The organism is Variovorax sp. VRV01, assembly GCF_014852545.1.
GTDB lineage: Bacteria > Pseudomonadota > Gammaproteobacteria > Burkholderiales > Burkholderiaceae_C > Variovorax > Variovorax beijingensis_A.
Genome location: NZ_JACVBS010000008.1, coordinates 310,209 through 323,331, shown reverse-complemented (window position 1 = coordinate 323,331; position 13,123 = coordinate 310,209). Strand labels below are relative to the sequence as shown.

Below are 13,123 nucleotides of genomic sequence, written 5' to 3'. Positions count from 1 at the left end.
GTCGAGCGCAGCCCGCGCCTCCGCCACCTCGGCCGAGAGCGCCGGCACGCGGGCGCGATCAGCCGCCGCCTGCGCGCGGGCCAGCGCTGCGCGTGCCGGGCCGACGTGCAGCGAGCGCAGTGCCAGTTCCATGGTGGTCAGCTCGGCGACCGCCTCGAGCGCCGGCGGCAGGTCACGCGCATCGAGCGGCGCCAGCGCGGCCCGGGCTGCCTCGAGCCGGCCGAGCAGAAGCTGCTGCCGCGCCGCGATCAGCCGCGCCTGCAGCGCGTTGGCATGGTCGGCGTGCGCTTCGAGCGTGGCCGCCGCCGCGGCCAGCGCGCGCGGCGATCCACCGAGCTCGCGCATGGCCATGGCCACCTCGGCCTCGGCCACCACGCAGCGCGCGCGCGCGAGTTCCTCATGGGCCCCGAAGCCGCGCGCGGCGCGTCGCAGCAGTTCGCGGGCGCGCGGATGCTCGCCCAGCTGCGCCATCGCGATGCCGCGCAGGGCCAGCGCCGGCGGGTCGTCACGCAGCGCGACCCGCTTGAGCGCGCCGAGCGCATCGCCGGCGGCCAGGGCGCGGGCGGAGGCGGCAATCAGGGAATCCATGGCGCGAGGCTACAGCGGTCGTGCGTACTGGGGCATGTAGTTCCGCACCAGCATTGCCACGAGCTCAGCCTGCAACACGTCTTTCGAACGCTTGAGGGGATCGCGGTTCGGATATTTCGCCAAAGCCAGCTTGACGTCCACGAAATCCAAGGGATGCATCGTGTTCATGAGTGCCATCTCACCGGTCGTGGAGACCACCATCTGGCTGAATCGCGGGGAATTCAGGATCCGCTCGCCCGTGGAGGCCTGCACCGCCCAGATGTCGTCTTCGTCATCGCTCATGCGCAGTGGATGCGGGTCACCATCCTTGGCGACACGGCGAATGACATCGACCTCGAATCCGGTCGCGTTGCGCACGGTCTCCTTTTGATCCTCGAGGCGCTCGAAAGACTTGTCGGCCTTGCGAAGAAGACCGAGCAGCGACACCTCCGATTCCTTCATGCGGGAAAAAAAGGCCAGATGCTTGCGCGTATCAAACAGAAGGTCGATGTCGCGAGTCGCCATGGCCTGAGGCACGAATCTCACGCCACACGCACTTTCATAGGCGTACAGGGCGTGTGTGCCGACCACGGTGAAATGCTCGGATATCCCCGCTTTGTCCAGGACGTTCAGTACGTCGACGACGACGGGGGGGACACGGCCGACGCGCAGCGCGCGATTCAGACGACGCTGCTCTTCGAATGTCCTTTCGATGGACGCCAGTCGATCGGCAAGAGCGGCCTTGCGCTGGGTGAAGGTCTGAAAAATCTTGGTGGTCGCGTCGCTTTCGGGCCCCAATGATTTGTGGGCGCCCTTGACAGAAGTACGGATCAGATACCGATGACCCGAGATCTCGCGCCAGATCATGCCGCCTCGGAACTGCGCGGCCTCATGCCTCAAGCGTCGAATTTCTGCAAAGACGCTCTCCGCGTCGATGTACTGCCGCTTCTGGCTTTCACTGTTTTCGAGGATGTCCGACATTTCATCATTTTCCTGAAGTTTTCATTTTTATGGTGAAAAACGCGAAGGCAGGCCCTTTGTTTCCTTTCACTGCAAACAGATGATTTCGGAAAATGTGATGAAAATATATATAAATCAATAGCTTATATAAGTATTTCAAAACAGGAACATGGTGGGGCAGGGCGCCCTCAGGCTGGCTAACTCCCGTCCGCGGACGTGCTTCATGAAGCCTGGCTTCACAAGGTATGCAGTATTCGCCACTATTTCTTTTGGATTCTTCTTCTTACAGTCGCCGCCAGCGCCCCTCGGGCGCGACCCCACCCACGAAGAACGGATCCCACCATGAGCTCGCTCAACGTCAACGGCCGCGACCACACGGTCGACGCCGACCCCGGCACCCCCATCCTCTGGGCCCTGCGCGACACGCTGGGCATGACCGGCACCAAGTTCGGCTGCGGTGCGGCGCTGTGCGGCGCCTGCACGGTGCACCTGGACGGCCAGGCCATCCGCTCTTGCATCACGCCCATCTCGGCCGCCGAGGGCAAGAAGATCGTCACCATCGAAGCCGCGACCGACGGCAGCGACCCGGTCGGCGCCGCCGTGCACGCCGCATGGGTCAGGCACGACGTGGCGCAGTGCGGCTACTGCCAGAGCGGCCAGATCATGAGCGCCACGGCGTTCCTCAAGTCGCAGCCCCAGGGCAAGCAGCCCACGGCGGCCGAGATCGATGCCGCCATGGCCGGCAACATCTGCCGCTGCGGCACCTACGCCCGCATCCGCGCCGCGGTGGCCGATGCCGCCAAATCCCTGGCCTGAAGGAGCGTCTGCCATGCTGCCCACCCCTATCGATCCCGCCGAACTGCCGCGCATCCTGCAGCGCCTGATGGCCGCCAGCCAACCACAACCCGAGGACACCGCCGCGCTGCCGCGCCGCAGCTTCCTGAAGCTGGCCGGCGTCGGCGGCCTCGCGCTCGGCGCCTTTCCCCACATGGCCATGGCGCAGGCCACTGGCAAGGGCGCCGCGGCCAGCACCCTCAAGCCGACGCAGCAGCCCTCGGCCTTCGTGCAGATCGCCCCCAGCGGCGAAGTCACCGTGACCCAGAACCGCCTCGAATTCGGCCAGGGGGTGCAGACCGGCCTGCCGATGATCCTGGCCGAGGAGCTCGATGCCGACTGGAGCCTGGTGCGCAGCAAGAGCGGCACCAACGACCCCGCCTACCACGACCCGGTCTTCGGCATGCACCTGACCGGCGGCTCCAACTCGATCAAGAACAGCTACACGCAGTACCGCGAGCTGGGCGCGCGCGCCCGCGCCATGCTGCTGTCGGCCGCCGCGGCGCGTTGGAACGTCGACGTGTCCACGCTGCGCACGCAGGCCGGTACCGTGCTGGGCCCGAACGGCCGCAAGCTGGGCTATGGCGAGCTGGCCGAAGCTGCCATGGCGCTGCCGGTGCCCGAGAAAGTCACGCTGAAGGACCCCAAGGACTTCAGGATCATCGGCCGCCCGACCACGCGCCTGGACGCGCGCGCCAAGAGCAGCGGCCGGCAGGACTTCGGCATCGACGTCAGGCACGCCGGCCAGCTCACGGCCGTGGTGGCGCATCCGCCTGTGTTCGGCGCGCGCCTCGCTTCGGTGGACGACAGTGCCGCGCGCGCCGTCAAGGGCGTGAAGGCCGTGCTGCGCGTACCGCTGGACCGCGGCGCCGAAGGCGTGGCCGTGGTGGCCGACGGCTACTGGCCCGCCAAGCTGGGCCGCGACGCGCTCAAGCTGCAGTGGGACACGGCCGCCGTCGAGAAGGTCGACAGCGACCGGCAGCTGGTCCAGTACCGCGAACTGGCCAGGCAGCCCGGCGCGCGCAAGTTCGACGCCGACATGGCGCCGCTGGCCAAGGCGCCGCGGCAGCTGGAAGCCGAGTTCGTGTTCCCCTACCTCGCCCATGCGCCGATGGAGCCGCTGAACTGCACCGTCCAGCTGTCGGGCGACCGCGCCGAACTGTGGGTCGGCACGCAGAGCGCCGGGCTCGACGGCGCCGCGGCGGCGCGCACGCTCGGCCTCAAGCCCGAGCAGGTGCGCGTGAACGTGCAGATGGCCGGCGGCGGCTTCGGCCGGCGCTTCGTGGGCTCGAGCGACGTGGTGGTCGAGGCGTGCGAGATCGCCAAGGCCGCGCGCGCCGCCGGGCTCAATGCGCCGGTGCGCCTGCTGTGGAGCCGCGAGGACGACATCAAGGGCGGCTACTACCGCCCCATGCACCTGCACCGCGCGCGCATCGGCTTCGACGAGCGCGGCAAGGTGCTGGCCTGGGACCACGTCATCGTGGGCCAGTCGATCACCGCCGGCACGGTGTTCGGCGACTCGATGGTGAAGAACGGCATCGACGCCACGGCCGTCGAGGGCATGCGCGATCCGTATCCGCTGCCCATGCGCCTGACCGTGCACCACCCCAAGGCCAACGTGCCGGTGCTGTGGTGGCGCAGCGTGGGTTCCACCCACACCGCCTTCGTGATGGAGACGCTGCTCGACGAGATCGCACGCAGCACGAAGCAGGATCCGGTGGCCTACCGCATGCAGCTCTTCGGCGACAAGCATCCGCGCCACCGCGCCGCGCTGCAGCTCGCCGTCGACCGGAGCGGCTACGGCAAGAAGCAGCTGCCCGCCGGCCGCGCCTGGGGCGTGGCGGTACACGAATCCTTCGAGTCCGTGGTGGCCTACGTGGTGGAAGCTTCGGTGAAGGACGGCCAGCCGGTGCTGCACCGCGCCACCGCCGGCGTGCACTGCAACCTGGCCGTCAATCCGCGCAGCGTGGAAGCCCAGGTGCAGGGTGCCGCGGTCATGGGCCTGTCGATGTGCCTGCCGGGCGGCGCCATCACGCTGAAGGACGGCGAAGTGCAGCAGAGCAACTTCGGCGACTTCACCGTCGCGCGCATCACCGACATGCCCGAGTTTGCCGTGCATATCGTGCCGAGCGCGGAGCCGCCCAAGGGCATCGGCGAGCCGGGTCTGCCGCCGCTGGCGCCGGCCTTCGCGAACGCCATCGCGCAGCTGACCGGCAAGCCGCTGCGCCAGCTGCCGTTCAACCTGGCGGACAGCAAACCGGCATGACCCGCAACGATCGCAAGCAGCGCCTCGCAGCCTCTCTCGCGTTGGCCTTGGCGCTTGGCGCAGGCGCGGCCTGGCCGGACCGCGCGGCGGCCAGCCAGGCACTGGCGCAGAAGTACGCCTGCATCGCGTGCCACCAGCCCGCGGCCAAGGTGGTGGGGCCGTCGTGGAAGGAGATCGGCGCACGCTACGGCGACGGAAAGACCAGCGCGGCGCAGCTGGCGGCGAGCATCAGGGCCGGCAGCTCGGGCAAGTGGGGCGCCATGCCCATGCCGCCGCAAGGCCGGGTCCCCGATGCCGACCTGCAGTCGCTCGCGCAGTGGCTGATCGACGGCGCTCCGTGATTGCATGATGACAAGAGCGCCGCATCGCCCCCCCAGCAACTCGCCCCCAGCGGAAGTAGCGAGCTGGGCAAGCGCGGAATCAGGAGTGCACTAGCGACGCAACACCGTCGAACCGTCAGCTTCCTCGATGTGCACGCCCGAATGCGACGTTCGGGCGCGACTCGGGAGGCTGCCGATGCACCGCCTCCTGGGCCAGCCGCGTGGCGATCGCTTGTTCAACGGCTCTTCGGGGGGCGAGTTGCATGCGGCCGCACAGGGCGCAACGATAAAGCCGCCGCGAAGGGAACAGACGCATCCACAAGCCCCGCTGGAGCCGTTTCATGTGGGCAAAGCCACACGGGCAACTTGAAAACAGGTTTTCCAAGGCAAGCTCCAAGAGGTTCACGGCATCGAGCTTGCCTGTCGCAGGAACTCTTGGCAGGCACGTTGCGTCATGTAATTATTTGTCGAGATTTCGCGCCATTGTGTGGAGATTGGTAACTATTCACACTCCCACAAAGTAGTGAGCGGCAGGTCCTGGAAAAGAGGCCGGACACGCTGCGGAATGTCACTGGGAGTTCGCAGAGCGTCCCTCCGCTTCGGAGCATGGGAGGCGCCGAACCGTTTGATCAGGTGCCGGCCCGGCAACCTGTGGTCAGTTGAGCGGGATCCGCTCTGTTGCATCCGGCGACACGCATAGCGCCCCCGCGCAAGCCGACGCGCGAAAGTACACGGCTCCCTTGGAAAAGTAGCGCAGCCCCGCGCCTGTCTGGCCGTTGGCTTGCGTCGCGTAGGCGGCCGACAGACGGCTGTCCGGCGCGGTCAGGAACTCGTACTCGAACACGCTCGACTGCGTCGTGTCCTTGACGTAGAGGACGAAGTCATTGGAATTTTCCAGAGGGCCGTTCTTCAGCAGGCGATATCCCTGGCCGCCCTGTGCGCGCACTTGGGCCTTCAGATCGTCTTCCGTGCCGCCGACCGTGCTCAGCGGGCTCACCAGCGCCTTCACCTCGTAGCGCGCTGCGCTCTTCGCGTCCTTGATGAAGAACTGCCACAGGCTGCCGTCCCCGGATCGCACAGGTGGCGTCGCCCATGGCCGGAAGCCGTTGGCGCCCTGCGCGTTACCCTGGCCGACGAAGTCGCCCGAGGTCGTCGGCTGGGGGATCGCGGTGTAGTCGTACGTGTTGTTCGCGGCGGCATCCCGGCGGTAGAGCACGGCCAGCTCGTACGAACTCTGCGTCAGGCGAACCTGGGTGAGCATCTTGACGTACTGCATGCCCTTCGCACCTTGCTCCTTCATCTGCTGCAACAAGGCGTCTATCCCGCTGCCTGCGATGTGCTTCTTGTATTCGTAGGTGTAGGTCGCATCGCCTTCCTTCACCATCAGGAAGTTGTCGGAGAAGGTGGTGAGGGTGCCGCCCGTCTCGCCCTCGACGTAGCGGTAGCCCGCAGCGCCTTGCTGGTTGAGCAGTGCGACGTAGTCGTCGAAGCGCTTTTCCGGTGTGTCCGAACCGCCGCGCTCCTGCGAGAAGCTCAGGAACCTGAAATCGGCATTGATCGGTACCGGCGCAGGCGCCGGTGCGGGTGGCGGTGCAGGCGTCGGCGCGGGCGCCGGAGCCGGCGAAGGTGCAGGGGCCGGCGCACCAGGCGGCAGGATCGGGAAGCCACTGCCGCCGCCTCCTCCTCCGCCACCACAGCCGATCAGGGCGGTGGCCGCAGCCGCGGCAACCGCCGCCGTTGTCCAAAGATTTGCCTTCATCGAATCCTCCTTTGCATTGCGTGCGCATCCGCCACCATGGCGGTGCGTCGGGCAGTCTAGGAAGGGGACGAGACGTCCCCAAAGTGCCGAAAGTCACTTCGGGTCTGCAGGGCGGCGCGCTGTTGGACCTCGGCCGAGGCGAGGTCGGCCATGGCCTGCAGCAGCATCGCGGCGCTCACGGGCTTGAACAGCATCGGCATGCCCGAGGCCCGCGCACGCTGCAAGCGCTCGGGCGATGTCTCCCCCGTGATCAGCAACAACGGGATCTCCAGGCTGAAGCGTTCGCGCAGGCGCAGGCCCGCTTCCAGCCCGTCCTCGCCCCCGGCAAGGCGGTAGTCGCACAGCAGCATCGCGAAGGGATGCAGTTTCGCGTCGGGACTTGCAAGAGCTTCGGCCGCCTGTGCCTCGTCGGCCACCGCCAGGACATCGACGGAATAGGCGCTGAGCAGTTCGGTCATGGCGACGCGGATCTCGGCCTCGTCGTCGATCAGCAAGATCCGACCGTGCAGCTCCGGCGCCGCGAAGCGATGGCGCACAGGCGACTCCAGGTCCTGCAGCAGCAGGTCGGTCTGCGCTTCGTCGACCGGTTCCGTGGCCGGCACGATCAGACGGAAGCGGGTGCCCCGGCCGGGGCGCGAATGCACCATCACCGGATGGGCCAGCAGGCGCGAGAGCCGCTTGACGATCGACAGGCCGATTCCGAGCCCGCGTGCCCTGTCGCGTCCCGGATTGTCGATCTGGTAGAACTCTTCGAAGATGCGGCTCAACTGCTCGGAGGCGATGCCGATACCGGTGTCGCGCACCTCCACCCATACGATCTCGCCGCGCGCACGCGCGGTCACGCTCACACCGCCTTGGCGGGTGTACTTCAGCGCGTTGTCGATCAGGTTCGAGAGCATGCGGTAGAGCAGCTGGAGGTCGCTGCGCACCCAAAGCCCGCTGGCGCGCACCCGTAGCTGGAGGCCCCTCTGCTCGGCCTGGGCGGCGAAGGTCTGGTTCAAGGCCAGGAACAGCGCGTCAAGCTCCAGCGCTCGCGGGTCGGAGACCACAATTCCCGCGTCGAGGCGCGAGACGTCGAGCATGGTGTCCAGCGAGGTGCCCAGCGTATTGACCGCGCGCATCAGGCGCTCGGCATTCCTGCTCTCCGGATGGTCGCGCAACGCGTTCTGCATCGCGGCGCCGAACAGCGCGATGGCGTGCATTGGCTGCCGCAGGTCGTGACTCGCTGCCGCGAGAAAGCGCGTTTTCTCTGCGCTGGCGCGCTCGGTGGCCTCGATCTGCTCCTTCAGGCGCGCGGCCAAGGCCTCGTTTTCGAAGCGCAGTATCAGGGACTCGGTCAACCGCCGGTTCTGCTGCACACCCGCGCGTAGCGTGAGAACGAGGTTGACCGCGCCAAAGCCCGCGAGGAACCAGTTCAGCGGCCCGCCATACCAGGCCAGCGCCAGGATCAGTCCCGACATCATCGGAATGCCGTAGCCGAACATGGCGGATCGCAGCGGCCACCGCGCCTGTACCGCACGCGTCCAGCTGCCCATGATGACGACTGTGAGCACGGTCGTCATGAACAGGTCGGTGGCCGAGACAAAGAAGAAAGGCGCGAAGGCCGTGGCCGTGCTGATCAGCGTGACGAGCCTTGTGTACTTGCGCGCCCAGTACGTGCTCTCGGCCGTCGGTGCGGCGGGCGTCCAGCGCGGCGTGAAGAGCGCGTAGAGGTCCACCGTCGCCAGCGCCGCCAGCCAGGCGCAGATCACCCACTGGGGCCGGAAATGGAACAAGGTAAAAATCGCAAGCGCCGTTGCGAAACCCAGGTGGGCGAGCACCGTCGTTCGATGGTTCGAGTAGACCGAGGCCAGGTGCTCGCGCAGCACCCTTTCATCGAGGCTCGCATCGACGGTGGCAGTGCGTGCCGTCGAGACATCGTTGTCCATTTCATTGACTCCAGTGCAGGGATCGCGCCGCTGTCGCCGTGGCGTCTCCCGCGGCCCGCGTGGCCTGTTCAGCGCAGGCTGCTGATCAACTGCGCACGCGATCGCATGCCGAACAGCAGCAGGATTGTCGAGACATAGTTCTTCACCGTGCCTTCTTGCAGGTCGGCCAGTTGCGCGATCTCCTTGTTGGTCCTGCCTTCGAGCACCAGCTGGAGCACCCGTACCTGGCTCGCGGTGAGGGACCGCCAAGCGCGGCTGTACGAGGGACGCGAGTAGCGGGTCGTTCGCGCCGACGGTGGTGCAGCGCCGGCCAGTCCGTCGACCACGTCGCTGCCGAGCAGTCCACAGGCCCGGATGAAGCTCACGACCTCCTTGAGGTTGGCGGACTTGGGCAGAAATGCGCTGGCGCCCAGGGTCAGCGCGCCTTGTGCCATCGCGCTCTGGGCCAGCGAGGTGGTTCCGGCACCCGACAACGCCACGATGCGGGCATCGGGATGGCGCTCGTGAAACTGGGAGACGGCGCTGAGTCCCTGCGTGTCGGGCAATGCAAGGTCCAGCAACACCAGTCCGATCGAGGACGCGAAGCGCTCATAGATGGTCAGCGCCTGTGCGAGACAGTCCGCCTCGAAGATCTCCACGCCTTCACCAGAAGGTGATTCCTGGGCCTGGAGCAAAGCGCGCACGCCAAGGCGCACAAGATCGTGGTCATCCACGATCAGGATGCCGCCAGGGCTCGATCGGGGAATCGCGGATCGCATAGGCGTCAACGGCGGTCGGGTGCCGGACATACGGTTGGTGGCACGTTCAGCGGTGGCGGGATGGCACAGCGCACCTTTCAGTACCGGTCCTTGCTCGTACAGCCCGCAACGGAGATCGACTTGATGATGTTTTTCATGTCAGTGAAGGCCTGGATGTCGCACAAGTAGTCGACGTGGGTGGCCTCCACCATCCGATCCTCGCCGACCGGCTTGGACACGTTCTGGACGATCATCATCGGCGCGACGCCGCGGCCGCCAGGCGTCATGCCAACCACTTGCTGGCTGGTCTCGGTGCCGGTCTGCACCCAGGTCATCCGCCACTCTTTCGAGATCCTGGTGTTGTTCCACGCATAAGTGCCGCCATCGGTGCAGTAGGAGCACGGCGGCAGATTCAATGTCGGCCGTCCGAAGGCCTTGAGGGCGACCGAGATGGGCTTGCCAACCATCGCATTGGCCGCCTGCTGGACCGGGTTGGGCCGAGGCGCTGCGCAGCCGGTAAGGAGCAGTGCCCCGCCGTAGAGGGCGAGGATGCAACTCTTGAGCATCTGTGAAATCATGTCGCGTACTCCCGAAGAGTGGTTCTTCACCGGCCACTGCCAGTGAACAAAAGCGAGTATGGGACTCGCCCTTCGCCATCGGAAAGTGACGTTCGTCACTTCGGGATCGACCTGATCGTTTTCTCCCGAAAAATTCACAGTTCGTCGGACTCTGACCCCCGATTGGAAGAATTCATTGGTGCGGGCCTTATGGTTCTCTATTCATAAGTGCCGCCTATGCAGCGGCAGGCCATTCAGGGCGCGCCGTCCGGGCGCGGCACGCCGAGCCTGCGCAGCGTCCGGTGGAAGTTGCTGCGGTCGATGCCGGCCTCGCGCGCCGCATTGGCCACGTGCCCGCGATGCCGCGCCAGTGCATCGGCGAGCCAGGCCCGCTGGAACGCCTCGGTGGCTTCGCGCAGCGTGCCGCCGCCGGCGGCAGCAAGGCTTGTTTGGCTTCCCGCCGGCGCAGGTGGCTGCGATGGCAGCGTCGCGGAACTGCCCGCAGCCGTCGCATCCAGCGCCAGGTGATGCGGCTCGATCGCCGTCCAGCGCGCGCCGCGGCGCTGCTCACGGAAGGCGCGCAGCGACGCGCGGCTGATCACATGCTCGAGTTCGCGCACGTTGCCGGGCCAGCCGTGCGCGAGCAGCGCGGCCTTGGCGGCCGGCGACAGCCGCAGGTTGCGCGCGCCCAGGCGATGCTGGTTCTCTTCAAGGAAGCCGCCTGCGAGCGCCACCACGTCGCGCCCGCGCTCGCGCAGCGGCGGCACGACCAGCGGATAGACCGAAAGCCGGTGGTAGAGGTCGGCACGGAAGCGGCCCTGCGCGATCGCTGCGGGCAGGTCGCGGTTGGTGGCCGCGATCACGCGCACGTCGACCTTCAGCGTGCGATCGCTGCCGGGCCGCTGCAGCTCGCCGCTCTGCAGCACGCGCAGCAGCTTGGCCTGCACCGTCAGCGGCAGCTCGCCCACCTCGTCGAGAAAGAGCGTGCCGCCATCGGCGATCTCGAACTTGCCGCTGCGGTCCTGCAGCGCGCCGGTGAAGGCGCCGCGCTTGTGGCCGAAGAGCTCGCTGTCGGCCAGCGTCTCGGGCAGCGCCGCGCAGTTCACCTGCACCAGCGGCTGGTCGCTGCGGCGCGAGCGCGCATGCAGGCGCTGCGCCACCAGGTCCTTGCCCACCCCGGTCTCGCCGAGCACCAGCACCGTGAGGTCGGACACCGCGACCGTGTCGATCTCGCTGCACAGCTGCTTCATCGCGGGGCTGCTGCCGAGCAGCTCGCGCGTGGCGCCGCCGCCCGAGCGCAGGGCCTGCGCGACGGCCTGCTCGCGCATCGCGCGCGCTTCCATTTCCTGGATCGTGTGGGCCGCCTCGATGCCGGTTTCGACCAGCGCCACCAGCGCGTCGAGCTGCGCCGGCCCCACGGCCTCGAAGGTGCCGGCCTCGAGCGCATCCAGCGTCAACAGGCCCCAGACGGCGCCGCGCAGCCGCAGCGGCGCGCCCATGCAGTCGTGCACGGGCAGGATGCCCGGCTGGCCCGCGACGAGGCCGTCGTACGGATCGGGCAGGCCGCAGTCCTGCGCGAAGCGCAGGCCCCGCTCGCTCTCGAGCAGGCGGGCAAAGCGCGGGTGCGAGGCCACCGGAAACTGCCGCCCCAGGGTTTCGTCGCTCAGGCCGTCCACGGCCAGCGGCCGCAGCACGTCGCCTTCGAGCCGCAGCAGTGCGGCGGCATCGCATCGGACGAGGCCGCGCGCGGCGGCAAGGAGCGACCGGTAGCGCGGGCCCTCGGGGGCCGCGGCCGCCCCGCTTGTGGTCGAATTGACACTGGTAGTGGTCATAAATGCAACATGAATCCTGTTGCGAATTTGACCACGTATCGCAATTCCCCAATGGCGGCGGGCACTTGCGAGAGGCCGCCGGCTGGCATGGATCGTGAGAGGGAAGAGCATCCCAACTGCCGACCCCGAAAGCCACAGATGACCCCGCAAACCATCGCCATCGTCAAAGCCACCGTTCCCACGCTCCAGGCGCACGGGGAGGCCATCACCAGCCACTTCTACCGGATCATGTTCGAGAGCCATCCGGAGGTGAAGGCCTTCTTCAACGAGGCGCACCAGGCCGCGGGCAGCCAGGCGCGCGCACTCGCGGGCGCGGTGCTGGCCTATGCCACGCACATCGACCGGCTCGACGAGATCGCCGGGGCGCTGCCGCGCATCATCCAGAAGCACGCCGCGCTGGGCGTGCTGCCCGAGCACTACCCGATCGTCGGCGGCTGCCTGCTGCAGGCCATCAAGGACGTGCTCGGCGAGGCCGCGACCGACGAGATCATCGCGGCCTGGGGCGAGGCCTACCAATCGCTCGCGGCGCTGCTGATCGCCGCCGAGGAAGAGGTCTACCGCGCCAACGCCGCGCAGACCGGCGGCTGGCGCGGCGAGCGCGAGTTCCGCGTGGCGCGGCGCGAGCAGGAGAGCGAGGTCATCACCTCCTTCTACCTGGAGCCGACCGACGGCGGCCCGCTGCTCGCTTTCTCGCCGGGCCAGTACCTCACGCTGGTGCTGAACATCGACGGCGAGCCGCTGCGGCGCAACTACTCGCTGTCCGATGCGCCGGGCAAGCCCTTCTACCGCATCAGCGTCAAGCAGGAAGAGGGCGGCCGCGCATCGAACTGGCTGCACGAGAAGGCCGGCGTCGGCACCCTGCTGCGTGTGCAGGCGCCTTGCGGCGACTTCGTGCTGCAGCCCGCGGGCGAGCGCGTGCGGCCGCTGGTGCTGGTGACGGGCGGCGTGGGCATCACGCCGGCCATGAGCATGCTCGAGTCGGTGGCGCACACCGGCCGGCCGGTGCACTTCATCCACGCCGCGCGGCATGGCGGCGCCCATGCGTTCCGCGCGCGCGTCGATGCGCTGGCAGCCCGGCATGCCAACGTGAAGCCGCTCTATGTCTACGACGCGCCGCGCGAATCCGACCGGCCGCATGCGACCGGCTTCGTCACGCGCGAGCTGCTCGCGCAGCAGCTGCCGGCCGACCGCGACGTCGATCTCTACTTCCTCGGCCCGAAGCCTTTCATGAAGGCGGTGTATGCGAGCGGCCTTGCGCTGGGCGTGCCCAAGCAGCAGCTGCGCTACGAGTTCTTCGGGCCGCTGGAGGCACTGGAAGCATGAGGCGGGTTACCCCGCTTTGTCGACGCTTCGGCTTCGCGGG

10 protein-coding genes and 1 pseudogene are annotated in these 13,123 nt (G+C 67.7%); 4 read left to right on the top strand and 7 right to left on the bottom strand.

Features of this window, described 5'->3' with window-relative positions; all coding sequences use genetic code 11:
* Both IB278_RS16985 and IB278_RS16980 read right to left on the bottom strand, forming a co-directional pair.
* A pseudogene (locus IB278_RS16985) lies at positions 1–588 on the bottom strand (helix-turn-helix domain-containing protein); the annotation flags it as partial.
* 9 nt (positions 589–597) lie between these two features.
* Positions 598–1,548, bottom strand: coding sequence for a GSU2403 family nucleotidyltransferase fold protein (locus IB278_RS16980; protein ID WP_192324389.1), 951 nt, complete (start codon positions 1,546–1,548; stop codon positions 598–600).
* 321 nt (positions 1,549–1,869) lie between these two features.
* Here IB278_RS16980 and IB278_RS16975 point away from each other — a divergent pair, with 321 nt between their 5' ends.
* From IB278_RS16975 to IB278_RS16965, 3 genes are read left to right on the top strand one after another with little or no spacing between them, the layout of a single operon-like run.
* A complete protein-coding gene (locus IB278_RS16975; RefSeq protein WP_192324387.1) occupies positions 1,870–2,343 on the top strand; it encodes a (2Fe-2S)-binding protein in 474 nt (157 codons plus the stop codon).
* 13 nt (positions 2,344–2,356) lie between these two features.
* Positions 2,357–4,627 (top strand): xanthine dehydrogenase family protein molybdopterin-binding subunit, encoded by a 2,271-nt coding sequence (locus IB278_RS16970; RefSeq protein WP_192324385.1) that lies wholly within the window; start codon positions 2,357–2,359, stop codon positions 4,625–4,627.
* A complete protein-coding gene (locus IB278_RS16965) occupies positions 4,624–4,968 on the top strand; it encodes a c-type cytochrome (protein ID WP_225612960.1) in 345 nt (114 codons plus the stop codon). The genes IB278_RS16970 and IB278_RS16965 overlap by 4 nt, the downstream gene beginning before the upstream one ends.
* 634 nt (positions 4,969–5,602) lie before the next feature.
* Here the strand turns inward: IB278_RS16965 and IB278_RS16960 are convergent.
* The 5 genes from IB278_RS16960 to norR form a co-directional block, all read right to left on the bottom strand.
* Entirely contained in the window at positions 5,603–6,706 is a 1,104-nt protein-coding gene (locus IB278_RS16960; RefSeq protein WP_192324383.1) for a hypothetical protein, read from the bottom strand.
* Between the two features lie 56 nt (positions 6,707–6,762).
* Positions 6,763–8,634: a hybrid sensor histidine kinase/response regulator gene (locus IB278_RS16955; protein ID WP_192324381.1), complete on the bottom strand. Its 1,872-nt coding sequence runs from the start codon at positions 8,632–8,634 to the stop codon at positions 6,763–6,765.
* 68 nt (positions 8,635–8,702) lie between these two features.
* On the bottom strand, positions 8,703–9,422 hold the full coding sequence (locus IB278_RS16950; RefSeq protein WP_192324379.1) for a response regulator transcription factor: 720 nt from the start codon (positions 9,420–9,422) through the stop codon (positions 8,703–8,705).
* A 47-nt stretch (positions 9,423–9,469) separates the two neighbouring features.
* On the bottom strand, positions 9,470–9,949 hold the full coding sequence (locus IB278_RS16945; RefSeq protein ID WP_192324377.1) for a hypothetical protein: 480 nt from the start codon (positions 9,947–9,949) through the stop codon (positions 9,470–9,472).
* 233 nt (positions 9,950–10,182) lie between these two features.
* Positions 10,183–11,760 carry a nitric oxide reductase transcriptional regulator NorR gene (norR, locus tag IB278_RS16940; RefSeq protein ID WP_192324376.1) on the bottom strand — a complete coding sequence of 526 codons (1,578 nt, stop codon included), beginning with the start codon at positions 11,758–11,760 and terminating at the stop codon, positions 10,183–10,185.
* A gap of 138 nt (positions 11,761–11,898) precedes the next feature.
* Here norR and hmpA point away from each other — a divergent pair, with 138 nt between their 5' ends.
* Positions 11,899–13,083: an NO-inducible flavohemoprotein gene (gene hmpA, locus IB278_RS16935; RefSeq protein ID WP_192324374.1), complete on the top strand. Its 1,185-nt coding sequence runs from the start codon at positions 11,899–11,901 to the stop codon at positions 13,081–13,083.
* Positions 13,084–13,123: the final 40 nt, after the last annotated feature.

Bases quoted from the DNA above. Each gene is read 5' to 3' on its own strand.
- IB278_RS16980 (WP_192324389.1), bottom strand. From the start codon at position 1,548: ATGTCGGACATCCTCGAAAACAGTGAAAGCCAGAAGCGGCAGTACATC.
- IB278_RS16975 (WP_192324387.1), top strand. From the start codon at position 1,870: ATGAGCTCGCTCAACGTCAACGGCCGCGACCACACGGTCGACGCCGAC.
- IB278_RS16970 (WP_192324385.1), top strand. From the start codon at position 2,357: ATGCTGCCCACCCCTATCGATCCCGCCGAACTGCCGCGCATCCTGCAG.
- IB278_RS16965 (WP_225612960.1), top strand. From the start codon at position 4,624: ATGACCCGCAACGATCGCAAGCAGCGCCTCGCAGCCTCTCTCGCGTTG.
- IB278_RS16960 (WP_192324383.1), bottom strand. From the start codon at position 6,706: ATGAAGGCAAATCTTTGGACAACGGCGGCGGTTGCCGCGGCTGCGGCC.
- IB278_RS16955 (WP_192324381.1), bottom strand. From the start codon at position 8,634: ATGGACAACGATGTCTCGACGGCACGCACTGCCACCGTCGATGCGAGC.
- IB278_RS16950 (WP_192324379.1), bottom strand. From the start codon at position 9,422: ATGTCCGGCACCCGACCGCCGTTGACGCCTATGCGATCCGCGATTCCC.
- IB278_RS16945 (WP_192324377.1), bottom strand. From the start codon at position 9,949: ATGATTTCACAGATGCTCAAGAGTTGCATCCTCGCCCTCTACGGCGGG.
- norR (WP_192324376.1), bottom strand. From the start codon at position 11,760: ATGACCACTACCAGTGTCAATTCGACCACAAGCGGGGCGGCCGCGGCC.
- hmpA (WP_192324374.1), top strand. From the start codon at position 11,899: ATGACCCCGCAAACCATCGCCATCGTCAAAGCCACCGTTCCCACGCTC.